14 protein-coding genes and 1 tRNA gene are annotated in these 18,960 nt (G+C 70.8%); 10 read left to right on the top strand and 5 right to left on the bottom strand.

Translation table 11 applies throughout. The annotated features are described in order from the left end of the window. Nucleotides 1-289: 289 nt before the first annotated feature. On the bottom strand, nt 290-1,075 hold the full coding sequence (locus ACH01S_RS16995) for a DeoR/GlpR family DNA-binding transcription regulator (protein WP_067892241.1): 786 nt from the start codon (nt 1,073-1,075) through the stop codon (nt 290-292). A 222-nt stretch (nt 1,076-1,297) separates the two neighbouring features. On the opposite strand from ACH01S_RS16995, the gene nagA reads away from it, so the two are divergent. The 4 genes from nagA to ACH01S_RS17015 all read left to right on the top strand — a co-directional run bounded on the left by nagA (nt 1,298) and on the right by ACH01S_RS17015 (nt 4,022). Beyond that, complete coding sequence (nagA, locus tag ACH01S_RS17000; RefSeq protein ID WP_067892243.1) at nt 1,298-2,437, top strand: N-acetylglucosamine-6-phosphate deacetylase; 1,140 nt, start codon at nt 1,298-1,300, stop codon at nt 2,435-2,437. Between the two features lie 52 nt (nt 2,438-2,489). Beyond that, on the top strand, nt 2,490-3,110 hold the full coding sequence (locus ACH01S_RS17005; RefSeq protein WP_067892245.1) for a GNAT family N-acetyltransferase: 621 nt from the start codon (nt 2,490-2,492) through the stop codon (nt 3,108-3,110). Nucleotides 3,111-3,325: 215 nt separating this feature from the next. Continuing rightward, nucleotides 3,326-3,901, top strand: a complete 576-nt coding sequence (gene sepX / locus ACH01S_RS17010) for a divisome protein SepX/GlpR (protein ID WP_067892247.1) — start codon at nt 3,326-3,328, stop codon at nt 3,899-3,901. Between the two features lie 47 nt (nt 3,902-3,948). Continuing rightward, nucleotides 3,949-4,022 (top strand) — tRNA-Ala (locus ACH01S_RS17015). Nucleotides 4,023-4,343: 321 nt separating this feature from the next. On the opposite strand, the gene ACH01S_RS17020 is transcribed toward ACH01S_RS17015, so the two are convergent. Continuing rightward, nucleotides 4,344-6,692: a hypothetical protein gene (locus ACH01S_RS17020; RefSeq protein ID WP_067892249.1), complete on the bottom strand. Its 2,349-nt coding sequence runs from the start codon at nt 6,690-6,692 to the stop codon at nt 4,344-4,346. Between the two features lie 275 nt (nt 6,693-6,967). Next, a complete protein-coding gene (locus tag ACH01S_RS17025) occupies nt 6,968-7,927 on the bottom strand; it encodes a winged helix-turn-helix domain-containing protein (protein WP_067892251.1) in 960 nt (319 codons plus the stop codon). A gap of 186 nt (nt 7,928-8,113) precedes the next feature. Here ACH01S_RS17025 and ACH01S_RS17030 point away from each other — a divergent pair, with 186 nt between their 5' ends. After that, nucleotides 8,114-9,115 (top strand): hypothetical protein, encoded by a 1,002-nt coding sequence (locus tag ACH01S_RS17030; RefSeq protein WP_067892253.1) that lies wholly within the window; start codon nt 8,114-8,116, stop codon nt 9,113-9,115. Between the two features lie 214 nt (nt 9,116-9,329). On the opposite strand, the gene ACH01S_RS17035 is transcribed toward ACH01S_RS17030, so the two are convergent. Then, nucleotides 9,330-10,259: an ATP-grasp domain-containing protein gene (locus ACH01S_RS17035; protein WP_067892255.1), complete on the bottom strand. Its 930-nt coding sequence runs from the start codon at nt 10,257-10,259 to the stop codon at nt 9,330-9,332. Nucleotides 10,260-10,523: 264 nt separating this feature from the next. Here ACH01S_RS17035 and ACH01S_RS17040 point away from each other — a divergent pair, with 264 nt between their 5' ends. Genes ACH01S_RS17040 through ACH01S_RS17055 form a run of 4 tightly spaced genes read left to right on the top strand, consistent with a single transcriptional unit; the run spans nt 10,524 to nt 13,915 of the window. Further along, complete coding sequence (locus tag ACH01S_RS17040) at nt 10,524-11,435, top strand: ABC transporter ATP-binding protein (RefSeq protein ID WP_246236605.1); 912 nt, start codon at nt 10,524-10,526, stop codon at nt 11,433-11,435. After that, complete coding sequence (locus ACH01S_RS17045; RefSeq protein ID WP_067892259.1) at nt 11,432-12,199, top strand: ABC transporter permease; 768 nt, start codon at nt 11,432-11,434, stop codon at nt 12,197-12,199. The genes ACH01S_RS17040 and ACH01S_RS17045 overlap by 4 nt, the downstream gene beginning before the upstream one ends. 29 nt (nt 12,200-12,228) lie before the next feature. Continuing rightward, nucleotides 12,229-13,023 carry an ABC transporter permease gene (locus ACH01S_RS17050; protein ID WP_067892261.1) on the top strand — a complete coding sequence of 265 codons (795 nt, stop codon included), beginning with the start codon at nt 12,229-12,231 and terminating at the stop codon, nt 13,021-13,023. Between the two features lie 46 nt (nt 13,024-13,069). Continuing rightward, nucleotides 13,070-13,915 (top strand): tryptophan 2,3-dioxygenase, encoded by an 846-nt coding sequence (locus ACH01S_RS17055; protein ID WP_083980779.1) that lies wholly within the window; start codon nt 13,070-13,072, stop codon nt 13,913-13,915. A 130-nt stretch (nt 13,916-14,045) separates the two neighbouring features. Here the strand turns inward: ACH01S_RS17055 and ACH01S_RS17060 are convergent, their stop codons facing one another. After that, nucleotides 14,046-14,690 carry an LmbU family transcriptional regulator gene (locus ACH01S_RS17060; protein WP_083980780.1) on the bottom strand — a complete coding sequence of 215 codons (645 nt, stop codon included), beginning with the start codon at nt 14,688-14,690 and terminating at the stop codon, nt 14,046-14,048. Between the two features lie 295 nt (nt 14,691-14,985). On the opposite strand from ACH01S_RS17060, the gene ACH01S_RS17065 reads away from it, so the two are divergent. Continuing rightward, nucleotides 14,986-18,948 carry a type I polyketide synthase gene (locus ACH01S_RS17065; RefSeq protein WP_067892266.1) on the top strand — a complete coding sequence of 1,321 codons (3,963 nt, stop codon included), beginning with the start codon at nt 14,986-14,988 and terminating at the stop codon, nt 18,946-18,948. The last annotated feature ends 12 nt before the right edge of the window (nt 18,949-18,960 follow it).

The following is an 18,960-nucleotide window of genomic DNA, read 5'->3' on the forward strand; positions in this document are numbered from 1 at the left end:
TAGCCGCCTGGACGGGCGCTGGCTCGATTGGCGAACGCCTGGCGGTGCCCGAGGTGCATTGGCTAACGCCTGAACGAGCACCGGCTAGCGCCCTGGCGAGCGTCGGCCGTGGCTAGGCGGGCACAGGCATGGCTGGACGAGTGCCGCCTGCGCTTGGACGAGCGGCGGCTGCGCTTGCGAGCACTGGCTACGGCGACGAGCATCGGCTGAGGCTGGATGACTGTCGGCTACGGCTAAGCGAGTGCTGGCCTCCGCCTAGACCGGCGTCGGCTATGGCTCCGCCGTCGCCCTAAGCCTGGATCACGTGGACGCCCGCCTCGGTGAAGGCCGCGATCTCGTCCTCGGAGACCTTCGCGTCCGTCACCAGGATGTCGATCTCCGTGACGTCGCAGATGCGGGCGAACGCGCGGTGCCCCACCTTGGAGCCGTCCGCGACCACCACGACCTGGTCGGCGCGCTCGGCCATCCGCCGGTTCACGTCCGCCTCGCCCTCGTTGTGGCAGGTCGCGCCGTGCCGGGCGTCCACCCCGTTCACGCCGAGGATCGCGACGTCGAGCGTCACGTGGTCGAAGATCCCGGTGGCCAATGGACCGGTCAGCTCGTACGACTGCGGCCGCGGCACCCCGCCGGTCAGGACGATCTTCACATGCGGCCGGACGGCCAGCTCGTTCCCGATGTTCAGCGCGTTCGTCACGATCGTGATCGCCGGGGCGGCCCCCTCCGCGTGCAGGTCGGCGCGCGTCGCGAGGACCCGCGCCACCTCCGACGTCGTCGTCCCGCCGTTCAGTCCGATGATCGAGCCGGGTTTCGCGAGTTCCGCCGTCGCGGCCGCGATCCGCTGCTTCTCCGTCGCGTGCCGCGCCGCCTTGTACCGCAGCGGCAGGTCGTAGCTGACGCTCTGCGCGACGGCCCCGCCGCGGGTACGGGTCAGCATCTGCTGCTGAGCCAACTGGTCGAAGTCGCGGCGGATCGTCGCGGCGGACACGTTCATCCGCGCGGACGCCTCCTCGACGGTCAGCCGGCCGGCGTCCGAGAGGAGTTCCAGCAGCGAGTTCCAGCGTTCGTGCCGGGTCACACCGGCCTCCTCTCCTGGGGACGGACGTGCGGGGAAAGCGACAAAGAGCGGGAATGAGCGGGGAAGAGCTGCATCATCGGGATTCTAGCCATGCGCACCCATGGCCTTTAATGCACATTCATGCCATGAAACAATCAACAACGATCAACAGGGAGGTTCGATGCTGACCGATCGCCGCGCCGCCCCCCAGGACGCTCCCTCCGCAGCGTCGCAGGACGTCCGATGACCGTTCTCGCTGGCGCGCGGATCGTGCTCCCCGGCGGCGTCCGCGACGGCGACCTGCACATCGCGGACGGCAAGATCGCCGACTCCGGAACGGCGGCGGCCGACGGCGAAGTGATCGACGTCGGCGGCCGCTACGTCGTGCCCGGGTTCGTCGACATGCACGTCCACGGCGGGGCGGGCGCGTCCTACCAGCTCGGACGGCACGACGAGGCCCGCCGCGCCGCCGCGTTCCACCTGTGCCACGGGACGACGACCACCATGGCGAGCCTCGTCACCGGCTCGCCCGAAGAACTGGCCGCCGCCGTCGCGAGCCTCGCCGACCTCGCCGCGGAGGGCCTCATCGCGGGCATCCACCTGGAAGGCCCCTACCTCGCCCGCGCACGCTGCGGCGCCCACGATCCCGCCCTGCTGCGCCTGCCCGACCGCGCCGAGTTCCGCGAGCTGGTCCGCCTCGGCCGCGGGCACGTCCGCATGATCACGATCGCGCCGGAGCTGCCGGGCGCGCTCGACCTCGTCCGGGACGCGGTGGACGCCGGCGTGATCGCCGCCGTCGGCCACACCGAGGCCACCGGCGAGACGTCCCGGGCCGCGTTCGACCTCGGCGCCCGCGTCGCGACGCACCTGTTCAACGCGATGCGCCCGCCGCACCACCGCGAGGGCGGACCGGCCGTCGCCGCGCTCACCGACCCCCGCGTCACCGTCGAGCTGATCAACGACGGGGTGCACGTCGAGCCCGCGGTCGCGCGGCTGGCGTTCGCGGCGGCGGGACCGTCCCGCGTCGCGCTGATCACCGACGCGATGGCCGCCGCCGGGATGGGCGACGGCGAGTACCGGCTTGGCGTGATGGACGTCGAGGTCCGCGACGGCCGCGCCACGCTCGTCGGCGGGACGTCCATCGCGGGCAGCACCATCACCATGGCCGACGCGTTCCGCGCCGCCGTCGCCGACGCGGGGCTGGCCGTGCACGAAGCCGCCGAGTCCGCGTCGCTCACCCCGGCGCGCGCGCTGGGCCTCGACTCGCGGACCGGGTCGCTGGAGCCCGGCAAGGACGCCGACCTCGCCGTCCTGGACGACGACCTCCGCGTCATATGGGCCATGAAACGCGGCCGCCGCGTCGAGTGCCCGAATTCTCGGTGACAATCGATGGCGTCCGGACGTCCGACCAGGGAATCATGGAAGCGTGGAACGATTGCGGGGATGGCCGGTCACCCTGGCCGAGGGTCCCGTGGGCCTGCGGCCGCTCCGGCACCGCGACGCCGCGGTATGGCGTGAACTGCGCGTACGGAACGCCGACTGGCTCCGTCCCTGGGAGCCCACCAACCCCGAGACGCCGCTGTTCCGCAGCGGGCTCGGCCCCTACCTCAGCATGGTCCACACCATGCGCCGCGAGGCCCGGCAGGGCCTCGCCCTCCCCTGGGTCGTGACCTACGACGACCGGTTCGCCGGACAGCTCACCATCGGCGCCGTCGTGTGGGGCTCGGCCCGGTCCGCGCAGATCGGCTACTGGGTGGACAAGCAGGTCGCCGGACGCGGCGTCATTCCCACCGCCGTCGCGCTCGCCGTCGACCACTGTTTCTTCACCGTCGGACTGCACCGGCTGGAGGCGAATATCCGTCCGGAGAACACCGCGAGCCGCCGCGTCGTCGAAAAGCTCGGATTCCGGGAAGAGGGAATTCGGCGCCGCCATCTGCACATCGACGGAGCGTGGCGGGACCACATCTGCTACGCCCTCACCGTCGAGGACGTCCCCGGTGGCCTGCGCGCACGCTGGCTCGCCGAGCGTAAACAGGCATTTCCCCGGCACACTTGAGTCGGCGCTGACTTTCCGTCCGTAAGAATCCTGCGACTGAGAAGGCACGGCAAACGGAGAGTAACGGCGAGCTCGATCTCGCGACACACCGCCCCTTATGCTCGTCAACCTCTGACAGGCCCTCGTACCGTGCGGGGCGTGGCCCTGCTCCCATTGCACGCTCGCGCGCCGAAAGTCGGCCCGCCCGTCGAGCGTGCCCCGGGGCGGTGGAGCCGATGAGCAGCGCGGTCCTTTACCTCGCCATCGTCGCCGTGTGGGCCGTCGTCCTCGTACCCATGTGGCTGCGCCGCGACACCGAGAACACCGGCATCACCCGGCTCCTCCACAAACGCGCCGACGACGAGGAGGAGGACGCGGAGGAGGCCGAGCCCGAGATCACTCCGGAGGCCGCTCCCGAAGCCGTCCCCGAACCGCGCCCCCGCCGCCGGACGACCCGCGCCGCCGTCATCGCCCGGCGCCGCCGCCGCACCACCGGCCTCGCGGCCCTGGTCGTCACCGCCGGGGCCGTCGTCGCGTCCGGCCTCGCCCCGTGGTGGGTCATCGCGCCGCCGACCGTCCTGTTCGCCGGCCACCTGACCCTGCTCCGCGTCGCCGTCGGCATGGACGCGGCCCGCCGCCAGGCCGCCCGCGACGCCCGCGCGGCGGCCCTGGCCCGCGCGCAGGCCCGCGCCCGCGCCACCGAGTCCGCGGAGCCCGCCGAGGCCCCGGAGGCCGCCGAGGTGATCGAACTCGTCGCCCCCGACGACGTCTTCGACCAGTACGCCGACGACCGCCGCGCCGTAGGCGAATAACCGATGCGCGACCACCCCTCGATGTTTGCTAACCTTACGGAGTCCTCGGGGCTGTAGCGCAGTCCGGTAGCGCACCTCGTTCGCATCGAGGGGGTCAGGGGTTCAAATCCCCTCAGCTCCACCCAAGGTCAGGCCCGGTTTCCGGGCCTTTCTCATAGGTCCACGGCCATCTGCTGGGGGAAGTCCGTGGGATCGTCCTCGGTCGCCTTCGCAGTGCGGGGTTGCTCGTTCAGGACGGCGACCCGTCGGACAACTCCAGGTGGGCGTCGAGCGCGGCCAGCCACCGGGCCGCCAGCGCCTCGCACAGCCCCTGACGCACGCGATCGGTAGGCGTGGCCCCATCCCGCCCATCTCGTGGCCTAGGCGCTCGTGTGAGAGCTTCGGGGCGAACAGCGTCATGGCCAAGCGCGGTCTCGGTTGGTCGTGGTGCCTGAACTCGGTGTTAGGTCCAGGGTTCCTCGACGGCTCCGGCGGCGGTCAGGCCGAAGCGGCGGAGCAGGTCAGCGCCCGCGACGTCACCGGCCTCCTCGCGGAGCCGGACCAGGCCCGTCAGCGCGTAGCCGTCTCCGGCGTCGGCGCCCTGCCGCAGGAGCCGCTCGGCGCCCTCCGGGTCACCGGTCCACTCCCACCGACTGGCCAGGGACACCAGCAAGAAGGGGTATCCGGCGTCGGCGGCCTGCCGGGCGAGCCGCTCGGCGTCCTCGTGATCCCCGGCGTTCTCCCGCGCCCAGAGCAGGACCGTCAGCGCGTGGGGGTTCCCGGCGTCGGCCGCCTGCTGGTAGAGCCGCTCGCCATCCTTGCCGTCACCGGCCTCATACCGCAGGTTGGCCAGGGCTACCAGCGCGTCGGTGTTCCCGGCGTCGGCGGCCTGCCGGAAGAGCCGCTCGGCACCCTGCCGGTCACCCTTCTTCTTCCGCAGCAAGGCCAGGTGCTCCAGCGCGGTGGTGTGCCCGGCGTCGGCGGCGTGCCGGTAGAGACGCTCGGCACCACGGTGATCGCCCTTCTTCTCTCGCTGCCCGGCCAGGCGTGCCAGTACGTCGAAGTGTCCGGCGTCGGCGGCCTGGTGGGCGAGCCGCTCGGCACCCCGCCGGTCGCCCTTCTTCTCCCGCCGCCGGGCCAGGTGCACCAGCGCGTCGGTGTTCCCGGCGTCGGCGGCCCGGTAGGCCAGTCGCTCGGCGCCCTGCGGGTCACCGGCCCGCTCGCGCTGCCGGGCCAGAGACTCCAGCGCCTCGGGGTTTCCGGCGTCGGCGGCCTGGCGGTAGAGCCGCTTGGCAGCCGCGCGATCACCGGCGCTCTCCCGCCGCTCGGCCAGGGCCACCAGCGCGTGGGGGTTCCCGGCGTCGGCGGCCCGCTGGTAGAGCGGCTCGGCGCCTTGCCAGTCAAGGGCCTTTTCCCGGGACCGGGCCAAGGCCACCAGCGCGTCGGTGTTCCCGGCGTCGAGGGCCTGGCGGGCCAGCCGCTCGGTACTCGTCCGATCACCGGCGTTCTCCCTCAGCCGGGCCAGGCGCTCGAATGCGTCGGGGTGGCCGGTGTCGGTGGCCTGCTCGTAGAGGTGCGCGGCGTGGCGGTAGCGGCCTCTGCGCTCTGCCTGGTCCGCGAGGGCGACGAGGTCGTTGGGGGTGTGGACGTGGTGGGCTGCCGCAGTCCAGAACGACGCGGGCGGGCAGAGGCGGGCGCGTTCGGTGCGGGCGTGTTGTTCGAGGTAGTCGGCCAGCCGGTACAACGGCACGGCCGGGGCCGGTTCCCCGGGGCGGGGACGGTGCTGGACCAGCGGGCCGGGCAGGCGGACGTGCTGTGCGGTGAGCTCCTCCAGTGCGGCGCGGAACCAGGCGGTGCCGCCGATCTGGTCCCATTCGTGGTCGTCCAGGTAGCCGGGAGCGGCCTCCCGCAGGAGCGGCTCGGGTAGCAGCGGGCCGTGATCCAGGCGGCGGGCGTCCATCGCGACCCACAGCACCGCCCGCGCGGCCGGGCCTGCCTGCTCGTAGCGGCGCAGCAGTTCGGGGGCGCCGGCCAGTTCCTGGGTGATCCGGCCGCCGCGGGCCTGCGTGGCCGCGGCGCGCAGGCGCGGGTCGGTGGAGATGACGGCGGCCAGGCTGGTGAGCTGCGCGGCGGTGAAGACGGGCGGCGCGGTGATGTAGTCGGCCCGGTCGAGCAGCGCTCGCGCGGCACGGTGCGGATCCGGATCCGCCTCGTCCTCGGGGACGCGAGTCAGGGTGCGCCGGAAGTTGGGCCACATCGATCCCAGAACCAGCACCGGCGCGCGTGCCGGGTCGGCCAGGAGCGCCTGCAGTTCGGCCGCGACCAGTTCCCCGCCTGCGGGTTGGAGGTAGAACTGGGCCTCGTTCAGCCAGATCACCGTCCGCGGGGTGACCCGTCCGGCGCGGATCGCCTCGGCCAGCGCGAGCGGCCGCCCCGGGGTGAGCGGATGCCAGACCCGCCAGTTCGGCAGCTCGGCGCGGATCGCCTCCCAGCACGCCCGCGTCTTGCCCGTCGAGGAGTCTCCGACCACCATCACCAGGCGGCTGCCGCGCGCCGCGCCCGCGACGGCGGCGCGCAACCGGTCGTCGAACTCGGGCCGGGGCAGGTACACCGGCAGCACGGGCACATGTCCGGACGTGCTCGCCGTGTCCGCGGCGAACGCTTGGTGGACCTCCAATGCCAGCGCGTCCTGCTCGCCCAGCTCACCGATCAGCCGACCCAGCGGTGCCGATGAGGACGCCTCGCTCTGCCCGCCGACGTTGATGATGTACTGGTCCCGGCCCGCGATATAAGCATCGCGTGCGGCGGTCACCTGCTGGTGAACCCCAGTTTCAGCCCCAGACCTGGAAACAGGCGGGTCGGGCGGCTCCACCGGAGGATCACTTCCCACACCCTGCACGCTACGGACGTCCCCTGCGCAATATCGCTTCGCCGCCCGCACAACCGGCCGTTCGGCCATGTTCGGCCATGTTCGGCCATGGGGGAGCCGCGCTCGCCGTCATCGCGACCTGTACACACCCTGCCTTAGGGAATCCAGAGCCTTAACAAGGCGGAGGCAGGGCCGGGGCTCGAAAGGCCGCCAGTCCTTTAGATGATCCGCTGGTAGAGGACCCTTTGGGCCTGGCGTGCCCGCTGGATCATTCCGTCACGGTGAAGGGCTTGGAGGTGGTAGGACACGGTTCCCGGTGACAGGTTCAGTCGTTTCGCCAGTTCCGTTGTCGAGGCGGGAGCGGTGAGCTCTTGGAGCAGTTGGGCCCTGGTGGCGCCAAGACGCGGTGGCCGGGTGTGGGCCTTGGCCGGAGCGGTGTCGGCGATGGGATAAGTGATCATCGGGAGTCGGGGATGGACGGCGTCGGGCGGGTCGATCGCGAAGGTGACCGTTCCCCTGAACAGTGCCGGGGTCAGTAACAGCCCGTCGGCCCTGGTTTCTCCGCCGTCGGCCGTGACGGCGAGGTCGAGGCCGCCGCCGCGCCAGCGGAGCGACGGCGCCAGTCCGGTGACCATGGTGGCGAGGCCGTCGCGAGCGGTCTGCGCTCCGCGCAGCGCGATGTCGGCGTGGATCTGTTCCCTGATCCGAGGCCATTGCGCGGCGAGCGCCCTCGTCCAAAAGACCTTCAACTCCTCGGCCAGGCTCTGCGCCAGCCGCGACTCGCCGCTCTGGGCCGCCCGCGCCATCACCGGCGCACGGCTGACATTGCCATTCAGGCACCATGGATGGCCTTCGAAGATGATCGCGGCCTCGTAGCCGATCCGGTCGGCGGGTGTGGTGGCGACCCTGTGCAGCTGGTCGTCCACGTCTTCCTCGAAGCAGACCGGTACGGGATTGACGAAGTCCGGGAAATAACCGGTCGCCGCCTGCGCGACCAGCGCGTTCAGCAGCGGCAGGCCCGGCTCGGCCAGCGCCGCGGCGGCACGGTGCCGCCACGCCTGGGGCAGCAGGTACGGGTAGCGGCCGAACTTGAATGCCACTTCCTGCGCCGCCTTCAACGGCGACACCACGAAACGGATCCCGGCCACCCCACCGGCATCCAACTCGACACGAATCACCGACCCTGCCCCCCAGCCGTGATTTGAATTCCTCGAAACATCTTCTAACGGACCGGTGCGCAAAGCCACGATCCTTCTCACTCGCCCAGCGGCACGGGAGCGCTTGCTCGCTCCCCGCTGACAAAAAGGAGACGCATGCGCATCAAACAGTCCCGCCCATCCCGCGGTATCACCGCGGGCGCGGCAATGACGGTAGGCCTGGCCCTGCTCGGCGGTCTGGCCGCTCCGGCATCGGCCGCCCCGTCCGCGACGGCGGCCGAGCACCTTCTCGCCTCCTCCAAGGCCGTCAAGGTCATGGCGGCCAAGGGCTCCGTGCAGGGGTTGCGGCTTGTGTCCGAGCACCGCAACGGAGACGGGTCGATCACGTCACGCTGGACCTCCGACAACGGCACCGGCTTCACCTACGCCGGGACGGCCGGAGTCACCGTGCACCTGCGCTCCGGGAAGTCCAGCCATGGCCGGTACGGATCCATGACGGTGACCTTCCCCAAGACGAGCAAGACGCCGGGCTCGGCGTCCAAGCTCGTCCGCGCCTACCAGTCCGCCGGCCGCTCCACCTACACCGACGCCCTCAACGCGGGCATCCCCAGAGCCGAAGCGGACGCCAAGCTGAGCAAGCACCGGACCACCGGAGGCGCCGCCGCCTACTCCATGTCCGGCACCTACTACCAGTCCGGCTGCCTCCAGCCGTCCAGCCCCCGTGACGTCAGGGCGGTCTGGGGATGTTTCACCCGCAACCTGCTCCAGACCAACGGCAGCGACTGGTACGTCGGAGACGACCTCATCGCCACCGAGAACCCGCCCGCCATCCTCTTCCCCAGCAGCCTGTACATCCTCATGTGGTACGGAGCGGGCAACACCGTCGTCAACTACACCCCCGCGCCCGGAGGGACCGGCTGCAAACAGGCGACCTGGAGCGGCCAGCTAGGGTTCAGCAACACATCCCTCACCTACAGCGAAACCAACAACATCTGCTCCGGCTACACCGCCGTCATTCATGACACCGCCCACTGGGGGCTCTCCTGGATCGACAACAACTCCCACCTCTCCCTCCCGCCGCAGGAGACGATCGAGGAGATCGGCGTCGTCCACAGCCCCCCATCGGCAAGCATCGGCAACAGCGACCTCGAACTAGCCTGGGGCCCCGGAGCCCGCGACGCGGTCGCCTGCCACACCACCAGCTGCTAACCCCTAACCCTCGGCCCTCCACCGGCACACGCCGGGCGAGGGCCGAGAACCATAAAGGCCAGCCCGACCCCGATGACGCCGCCCGCACTCGGGGACGGCACCGCCACATCCCTCGGGCCTGTGGAGGGCTCGCGACCGCCAGCCTCCGCGAGCCGGAGCGCGGTGAGCGAGTCGGTCGGCGCCTCGCACGGGCCCTGACGCAGCGGGGCGGCGGTTACCGGGCGTTTCTTTCTGTCTGGGGGAGGGCGGCGAGTCGGCGTTCTGCTAGTTCCACCACTTCGGTGTTGCGAACGCGCTGGAGGGGCGGGTCGAGGAATCCCCAGGCAGGGCAGGAGTTCGCCTCGATGACCACGGGCTTGCCCTCGTGGTGGATGATATCGATGCCCGCCATGCTCAGGCCCACCGCCTGTGCCGCGCGTACGGCGAGTTCGACGATGTCCTCGCCGGCGGTGGTGACTTCCAGCGGGGCGAGGATGTTCTTACCTGATTCAAATCCGGTCAGGGGCTTCCACAGATCGGTCCCGTCGGTTTGCAGGCGAACGCACATTGTGGCCTGTCCGTCGATCACGTGAATGCGCCAGTCGCCCTGGTGGGGTAGATAGGGCTGGCAGAGAAGGCTTCCGTATCTCGTCAGGAGTTCCTCCAGGCGCGGCTTGGCCGCCTCCCCGACGCCTTCGCAGAACCTTTCGACGTCTATTCCGCGATGGCCGACGGACGGCTTGACGACCACCGCTCCCCATTCCTTCGCCGCCTGTTCCAGATCCGTGAGTGAAGCGCACAGCCTGGTCGGTGGGATGGGAATTCCGGAGCGGCTCAGGTTCTGCAGCATGGCGAGCTTGCTGACGACGGCCACATGGTCGACCGGATGATCGAGCACCACCAGTCCTGGCACGCTGGAGAGCAGCAGCAGCCGCTCGACCGCGTCCCGCCAGTTGTCGCGGCCCACGTGCGCGCGGGACACGACGACGTCGATTTCCCGGGCGTCCACACCGGCGATGGTGGGCTTGATTCCCGTCGGGCCGTCCAGGCAGCCGATGTCCGCGAGTTCGAACAGAAGAACGTCGTGGCCCCGATCGCGCGCCGCGTCCGCGATGCCGATGGATTCGGCTTCCCGGGCGCTCCAGCCCAGCACTCCGAGCTTCATGTGTTCCCTCCGGGAGGTTTCGACTGATTGCTGGAATTAATGGGGAAAGTTGAACATCACAGCATCCGGAGTCCGTGTCAATGCGGACGCGGGCATCTCGCCGGCGAGACGGGTGAGTTTCCAGGAAGTCGCCATTGCTGTTGTTTGCCGCTTGGTTGACCTGCGAGTCGCTCCGCCGGTAAGTTCCGGATCTGTGTACATGGCCGGTCTGGGCGCTGCCATCAGCGACGGGAAAGGTGGTGCGTGCGGGTGAAGGATGATCCGGTGATCTCCGCTACGGGACTCGTCAAGAAATATGAGGACTTCACCGCAGTCAAGGGCATTGATTTCGATATATGCGCCGGTGAGGTCTTCGGACTGCTCGGCTCGAACGGCGCGGGCAAGACGTCCACCATGCGAATGATCGGCTGCGTCTCACGGTCGACGGCGGGCACTCTGCGCGTCCTCGGAATGGATCCCGTCAGGGACGGTCCGCGCATCCGGGGACGGCTCGGAGTCTGCCCGCAGTTCGACAACCTGGATCCCGATCTGACCGTCCAGGAGAACCTCACCACGTACGGCCGCTACTTCGGCCTGTCCCGCGCCGAGGGCAGGCGGCGGGCGGCGGAGCTCTTGGAGTTCTTCGAGCTGGCGGAGGTGGCGAAGGGCCGGATCGGCACCCTCTCGGGCGGCATGAAGCGCCGGCTCACCATTGCCCGCGCGCTCATCAACGACCCCGAGATAGTCCTGCTGGACGAGCCCACCACCGGACTCGACCCCCAGGCGCGGCACCTGGTGTGGGAGCGGCTGCACCAGTTGAAACGGCGCGGCATCACACTCGTCCTCACCACGCACTACATGGACGAGGCCGAGCAGTTGTGCGACCGCCTCGTCATGATGCGCGCCGGTCGTGTGATCGCCGAAGGCTCGCCGCAGACGCTCATCAAAATCCATTCCCTGCCGGAAGTGGTCGAACTGAGGTTCGAGGACGGCGAGTTGACCGACCATGCCAAGGCGCTGGCCCGGCTGGGCCGCGTCGAGGTGCTCCCAGACCGTCTGCTCCTGCCCGCCGATCGCGGCGATGAGGTGGCCGCGCAGGTGCATCGCAGCGGACTCGCCCCGTCCAGCGTCCTGGTTCGGCGCTCGGGGCTGGAGGACGTGTTCCTCACGCTGACGGGACGAGGGCTGGACGCATGACCTCGCCATCCTTCGCCGTCCTGGAACGGCATCTCCTGATCCACCGCCGTGTTTGGACGAGTACGGCGCTGACCTCCCTCTGCGTGCCGCTGCTGTTCTTGCTGTCGCTGGGCGTCGGGGTGGGCGGCCGCATCGGTTCGGTGGACGGCGTCCCGTACAAGGCATGGATCGCGGTGCCGCTGCTCGCCTCCACCGCCTTCCAGCAGGCGGCGCAAGAGTCCACGTTCCGCTTGTTCAACGACCTCAACACCACGCGTGTCATCGACGCGATGGCGACGACCCCGGCGGGGGTGCGCGCCATTGTCCTCGGACGGCTGCTGTTCATCGTCGTGCGCGTAGGGGCGGGCGCGGTGGGTTTCCTCGTGATCGCCGGCCTTTTCGGCGGAATCCGCTCCTGGTGGATCGTGGCGGCGCCACCGGTCGTGGTGGCCCTGACGGCGGCCACGGCACTGCCGCTGACGGCGTTGACCTCCGTCATCAAGGACGACACCTACATGCCCGCCGTCTCGCGCTTCGTCACCATCCCGTTGGTGCTGTTGTCCGGCATCTTCTTCTCCATAGCCAATGCCCCGGGATGGGTGCGGCCGGTGGTCTACGCCTCCCCGCTGTGGCACGGGGTGGAGCTGATCCGCGGGGCGGCGCTGGGACACGCCCCGGAATGGCCGGTCTGGGCCCATCTCGCCGTTCTCGCCGCGTGGAGCGCCCTGGGGTACTTCCTCGCGGCGAAGGTCCTCAACCGCCGCCTCTACGACGGAAGGAACTGACCGAAGATGCGCTCCTCCTCAGGACTGACATGACGCTGACCGCCATTTCCCTCCGCCGGGTGACGGCCGTCGCCGGCCGCAACGTCGGTGCCCTCCGATCCGGGCCGCAGTACTGGGCCGCGGTGCTCTCGGGCGTTTTCGAACCGCTCATGTACATGCTGGCGATCGGCGGGGGCGTGGGCTCCCTCATGGTCAGCCGATGGGCCGTCGACGGACACGAGGTTCCCTATTTGACGTACGTCGCCCCTGGCGTGTTGGCGAGCGCCGCGATGTCCGGCGCCATCGCCGAGACGGTGATCCACTTCTTCTTCAAGCTCCGCTACCAGAAGACCTTCGAGGGGATGTCGGCCACTCCGGTGCGTCCGGTGGAGATCGTCCTCGGCGAGCTCGGCTGGGCGGTCACCCGCAGCGCCGCGTATGTGGCGGTGTTCCTCATGATCATGGCGGGGATGGCGGTGACGACGCCGGTGCGCGCGGCCGTCACGCTGCCCGCCGGGATCCTCGTGGCGCTGGCGTTCGCCGCCCTCGGCATGTGCGTCTCCACGCTGCTGCGGGGCTGGCAGGACCTCGACCTGGTGATCGTCGCCCAACTGGCGCTCTTCCTCTTCTCCGGCACGTTCGCTCCGGTCGACGACTACCCCGGCCCGCTCCGCGCCGTCGTCGAGGCGCTCCCGCTCTACCACGGTGTGGAGCTGACCCGCGGCTTGGCCGTCGGCGGCGGTTCGGCGATGGCCCTCGCGGGCCACGCGCTCTACCTGTCGCTCCTGACGGCGGTGAGCGTCGCCCTCGCCGCCGTGCGCATGCGGCGGATGTTGCAACCCTGACAAGAACCGCCGCGTGCCGGCGACGACTCCCGTCCAAGGAGCCACCATGCCCACCGTCGAGTCCTCCGCAGACGTCTGCCCCGTACTCCACCCTGATTCAGGCCCCGAGAAGCCCGCTTACGTGTCGTACGCGCGGATCGACGAGTTGCACGAACTGGCCCAGCCGGTCACCGACTCTCCCCGTGAGCTGTCGTTCCTGCTGATCAACCATGTCATGGAACTGCTCTTCCGGGCGCTGCACGTGGAGGTCGGCCAAGCCCGCGAGGCGCTGCGCCGGGATCGGGCGGCCGAGGCATGCCTGTGCATCGGGCGCGGGGTCCGGGCGCAGCGCCTCCTCGTGGACTCGTGGGACGCCATGACGACGATCACGCCGGACGAGTTCCTCCAGTTTCGCGGCGTCCTCGGCGGAGCGTCCGCGGCTCAGTCCTACCTGTACCGCGCCCTGGAGTTCAGCCTCGGCGAGAAGAACCCGCGGATGGTCGAGGAATGGGCACCGCATTTCGAGCGGTTTCCGGTGCTGCGCGAGGAACTCCAGTCACCCACCCTGTACGACGAGGCATTGCGGTACCTGAGTCGGGAAGGCATGAGCCTGCCCGCTGACGTGCTCGACCGCGATGTCACGGCGCCGTACGAGCCCCACCCGAGCGTGGAGGACGCCTGGCTGGCCGTCTACCAGTCCCCGGCCGCCCGGCCCGAGGCCCACCGGCTCGCCGAAGCCCTCGTCGAGCTCGCGTACCAGTTCTCGCTGTGGCGGGCCAACCATCTGCTCGTGGTCGAACGGATCCTGGGCAGCAAGCCGGGGACCGGCGGGACGGGCGGAACGGCGTGGCTGCGCACGGTGAACGAGCACCGCTTCTTCCCCGAACTGTGGTCGGCGCGCACCCGGCTCTAGGGCGGAGGCCGCTCGTCCCAGCGGGCCGACCGCCCGCCGCGGGGCACCGTCTCCTGCTCGGGCCGGTGACGACCGCGACCACGCCGCGGCCGGTCGTCACCGGGTGGCCCGAGCAGGAGGCGGGCCCGGGTCAGGAGTGAGAGGCGCCCTGACCCTGGGGGTGCTGAGCCGCCGGGGCGGGCTGGAGCCCGCTGGCGCTGTCAAGGATGCTGGAGATCCAGTCGATGAGGTCGGTGCCGGACTCGATCGCGGCCCTGCGCCACACGCGGCAGCGGTCGGGGGCGATCTTCAGGTTGAGAGTGACCTTGGACTGGACCGCGCCGGTCTCGCCCTCGGCGAGCTCGCCCCGGCTGGCCTTCACGTAGCGGCGCAGGAGTGTCTTGGACCACCCGAACCGTTCGGCGCGGCCGAGCCAGACGTCCTGCTCCTCCTCGGGCAGCGCGGCGACCTCCAGGTGGTGCTGGAGGCTCAGCTTGGCGCGGCGGCGGGAGGGCGGGAACTTGCGCGCCACCCAGACGTAGTTCCGCAGGGTCTGGTAGTCGAGACCGGTCTCCTCGACGGCGCGCCGGTAGCGGTTGGGGTACCGGTTCTGACCGTAGAGGAGCCAGTCGCCGAGCCACCATGTGGAGGCTTCGGAGATCGCGTGGATGCGCTCGCCGATCGATCGCCACTCCTCGATGGGCATCCCGCCGGGAAGGGACAGGCTGGTGGGAGTCGTCGTGGCTCGGGGGTCGACCGGACGCGGTGATGGTGTCGGGACCGCTGCTGTAGCCATGTGCCGTACCTCGCTGCCAGGTGATCCTCTGCGCTTGGGATCACCATAGATGAATCGTGAACCAGTGGTCTACGGTGATCTATTTTTGGATCTAAGTCCAACTTTGCGCTACGAGGCCCGATCCGGCGAAGACGCAGGTCGTCAAGTGGATCGCGGCGAACAGTGCTGGCCGGATGCGGACAGAAATTTCAGCACTCTAGATCAAAGATGTGCTGGAGTAGATCATTGAGGGCACTTGCGGAGCGGGCTTGAGCGCTCGAGCAGAGACACCGCACACGAGCCGAAGGAGCAGGAGATGCGGAAGGACGGCGCCTGCGGAGCAGGTTCGGAGCCGGTCGCGGTCGTTGCCATGGGCTGCCGGTTCCCCCAGGCCAACGGGATCGAGGACTACTGGCGGCTGCTGGTCGACAACGTCGACGCCGTGACCGCGGTACCGCCGACCCGGTACGAGGTCCAGGACCTCTACGACCCGGTGCCCGGCACCTTAGGCAGGACCGTCTCCCGTGAGGGCGGCTTCATCGACGACCCGTTCCACTTCGACGCCGGCTTCTTCGGGATCTCGCCCGTCGAGGCGCAGGAGACCGATCCCCAGCAGCGCGTCCTCCTCCAGGTGGTGTGGGAGGCGCTGGAGGAGGCGGGCATCCGGCCGTCCACCCTCGCCGGCTCGTCCACGGGCGTGTTCGTCGGGCAGGCCACCGCGGAGTACGCGGAGACCACCCAGAATCCCCGCAGCCCCGAGATCCGGCACACCACCGGCAGCCGCCTGCGCGGAGTCACCGCGGGACGCGTCTCCTACGCCTTCGACCTGCGCGGTCCGAGCGTGGTGGTGGACACGGCGTGCTCGTCGTCGCTGATGGCCGTGCACATGGCGCGGCAGAGCCTGCTCTCGGGGGAGTGCGACCTGGCCATCGCCGCCGGGGTGAACCTGCTCTTCTCCGCGACCGACGGGCTCGCCTACTCGCACGGTGAGATGCTCGCGGCGAACAGCCGCTGCAAGTTCGGCGACGCCGCCGCGGACGGGTTCGTGCGCAGCGACGGTATAGGGGTCGTGGTGTTGCAGCGGCTGAGCGACGCCGCGCGTGCCGACCACCCGGTGCTCGCGGTGATCCGGGGAAGCGCCGTGGTGAACGACGGGCGGGGCAGCGGCCTGCTGCTGCGCCCGGCGGTCGACGGCCAGACGTCGATGCTGCGCGACGCCTGCCGCAACGCGGGGGTCGAGCCGCGGCGCCTGGACTACGTCGAGGCGCACGGCACCGGCACCCGGGTCGGGGACGGCGTGGAGCTCCGCGCGCTCGCCGAGGCCCTCGGCACGGACCGGCCCGCCGATCGGCCGCTGCCGGTCGGCTCGGTGAAGACGAACATCGGGCACACCGAGGCCGCCGCCGGGATCGCCGGGCTGATCAAGGTGGTGCTGGCCGGACGGCATCGGCTGCTGCCCGCCTCGCTGCACGTCTCGACGCCGAACGCGCTGCTGAGCGAGGGCTCCCAGCCCGTTCGGCTCGTCCGCGAGAACACCCCGCTTCCCGCGGGCGGCGAGGAGCCCGTCCTCGGGGTGAGCTCGTTCGGGATCTCCGGCACCAACGTCCACGTGATCGTGGAGGGAGCGGGGCCCGCCCCGTCGGCCGCCGACGTCCCGTCCCGTTCCGAGGGTCCTGACGGCGACGAGCCGCAGGTGCTCGTGCTGTCGGCGCGTTCCCCCAAGGCCCTCCGGATGCTGGCCGGGGTGTACGCGGAGTACCTCAGTCCGGGCGGGCGCGGTAGGGATTACCCCCTGCGCGCCATCTGCAGGTCCGCGGCCCTGCACCGCGACCACCATCCCTATCGCGCGTGGGCAGTGGGGAGGACGCACGACGAGGTCGCGGCCACGCTGAGGTCGCTCGCCGAGGGGACGGAGACGCCGGACGGCGGCTTCGGGAGCCCCGGCTTCGACGGGCCCGCCCGCACCGTCTTCGTCTTCCCCGGCCAGGGCAGCCAGTGGCTCGGCATGGGACGTCAGCTGCTCGACGAGTCCCCGGCGTTCCAGAAGGCGCTGGCCGCCTGTGACGAGACGGTCGTCCAGGAGCTCGGCTGGTCCGTCATCGAACGGCTCACCGCCGACGAGGAGCTCCCGGACGATGTGGAGGTCGTCCAGCCGATCCTGTGGGCGATGGAGGTCGCGCTCACGGCGGTGTGGCGGGAGCTGGGCGTCGCCCCCGACGTGTGCATCGGGCACAGCATGGGCGAGGCGGCCGCCGCGTACGCCGCCGGGATGCTGCCGCTGGCCGACTCGGCCGCGGTGATCTGCCGGCGCAGCGGCCTGATGTCGCGGCTCGCCGGACGCGGCGGGCTGCTGCTGGTCGGCCTGTCCGCCGACGACGCGCGGGCCAGGGCCGCCCGGCACGGGGGGTCGCTGCACGTCGCCGCCCTCAACTCGCCCAGCATGACGGTGCTGGCCGGGGACACGCCGAGCCTGACCGCCTTCGCGCGCGAGTGCGAGGAGGAGGGCGTCCTCGCGCGGCGGGTGCGGGCCAACGTCGCCTCCCACTCCCCTCTGATGGACGCATTGCGCGGTGACCTGCTGGAAGCGCTGCGAGACGTGCAGGCGTCCCCGAGCGGGACGGAACTCCTCTCCACCGTGCGGTGCGCTCCGCTCTCGGCGGACGAGCTCGGCCCCGAGTACTGGGTCGACAACCTGCGCTGCCCCGTCCGGTTCACCGACGCCGTCCGCAGGGCCGGCGCTTCCCGGGCCGTGTTCGTGGAGATCAGCCCGCATCCGATCCTCACGGCCGCCATGAAGGAGACCCTGGCCGACGCCGGATTCCCGGAGACGGTCGTGCCGACGCTGACGCGGGACGGCGACGAGCGGTGGGCGATGGCCCGCTCGCTCGGCGCGATCTTCGCGCACGGCGGCGAGGTCGACTGGGTCCGGCACCACCCGGGGCGGGAGCCGTACACGCCGCTGCCGACCTACGCCTGGGACGCCCAGCCCTACCGCCGCGAGTCCGCTCCGGCGGCGGTCGCGCCGGGCGCGCAGAGCCGTGACATCGAGCTGGCCGCCGAAGACCGGGAGGGCCGGCTCGGCGGGCTCCGGTGGCACGGCGTCAGGGTGGTGCCGCCGACGCGCTACTTCACGGCCGCGCTGGAGACCGCCCGCTCCGTCTCGGGCGGGGGCACCTTCGAACTGAAGGACGTGCGGCTGGGCGATCGCCCGATCGAGGCGGGGGACGGCGGGCCCGCCACGCTGCGCGTCACGGTCGGTCCGCCCACCGCGGGCGAGTCCCGCGGCGTCACCGTCGAGGCGCTCGGCGACGGTCGCGAGCGGACGTCGCTCTGCATGAGCGGCGATCTGCGTCCTGTGGTGGAACCTTCCGAAAGGGATGCTCACGTGCTGCTCAACAGCGTCCTCGGCCGCTGCGCCGACAGCCTCTCGGCGGACGAGTTCAGAGCGGTGACGGCGTCGCACGGCGTGGAGGCGGAGCAGGCGCCCGCCGGACGGGTGTGGAGGCGGGACGGTGAAGCCGTCGCGTGGATGACCCTGCCCGACGATCTGCCCAGGGCGTCGGCCCTGGAGTTCGGGCTGCAGCTGATCTACGCCGCGCTGCCGGACGGCAGGCCATGCGTACCGACGTCGTTCGACCGGATAACGCTCCACGACGAGGCCCGGGACGTGTGGGCGCTGGCCCGCGTGATGCCGGAGCGGCGAAGCGACCGGATGCGGGCGGACGTGTTCCTCCTCGCGCCGGACGGGCGGGTCCTGGCGGAGTTCGTCGGCATCACGCTGCTGCGCGGTGGTGCCTCCCGGAAGCCGGTGATGGACTCCCTGTCCAGCGCGGTCGGGCGCGCGCGGCATCTCGCCCAGCGGCTCGGGAAGACCGTCGCCGGGGACGTTCGGCACGCGCGTCCCGCGCCGTGGGAGCCCGCGGTAGCGGAGATCCGGCCGCTCCGGGCGGCTCCACCCACGCCGCGCACTCCGCACACTCCGCGTACTCCGCGCACTCCGGAAACGGCTCCGGTGCGGCAGCTGGACTCGCTGCGGAAGGCGTTCCTGACGCACGCCGCGTCCGTCCTCGGCATCCCGGCGACCATGATCGACGGCCGTAGGCGGCTGCGCGATCTGGGCATGGACTCGCTCATGGCCGTCGACCTCAACCGGCGCCTCGCCCGGGAGTTCAACGGGGTGAACGTCGGTACGGCGCCGCTGCTGTCCGGGGACAGCGTGCGGGATCTCGCGGAGTCGTTCGCGCGGATGTGCCTCGCCGAGAGCACCCCGGCCGCCTGAGATGGCCGTGCG

It is taken from the genome of Actinomadura chibensis NBRC 106107, from assembly GCF_001552135.1.
GTDB lineage: Bacteria > Actinomycetota > Actinomycetes > Streptosporangiales > Streptosporangiaceae > Spirillospora > Spirillospora chibensis.